Annotated in this window: 1 protein-coding gene; it reads right to left on the bottom strand. The window is 55.7% G+C overall.

Going from position 1 to position 253, the window contains the following annotated elements; genetic code table 11:
• Positions 1 to 233: hypothetical protein (locus EU800_RS27465; RefSeq protein WP_207210044.1), on the bottom strand; the 233-nt coding region annotated here is incomplete at its 3' end.
• Between the last annotated feature and the right edge of the window lie 20 nt (positions 234 to 253).

Here is a 253-nt window from a genome sequence, read left to right as displayed (position 1 = left end):
ACGCCGCTCTCCTGGCTCTTCAGGATCGCGATGATCTGTTCTTCGCTGAACCGTGATCTCTTCATTCCGTTCGTCTCCTCGTTTGGGACGGACTCTACTTCAAACCGGAGGAAGAGACGGGTCTCAGTGTCTGACGTCAGCACCCCGCGGAGAGATTTAGGGGTTTGAGCAACGGAGGGTTCTGGTTCATCGAAGCCGCCAAGGAGCGAAGATGAAACAGACACCCGGAACATCGAAGGATGCCGCTGACAAG

It is taken from the genome of Tropicimonas sp. IMCC6043 (assembly GCF_004146235.1).
Classification (GTDB): domain Bacteria; phylum Pseudomonadota; class Alphaproteobacteria; order Rhodobacterales; family Rhodobacteraceae; genus Tropicimonas.
Note: the sequence above shows the minus strand (reverse complement) of the source record. Positions and strands in the feature narration are given on the sequence as shown.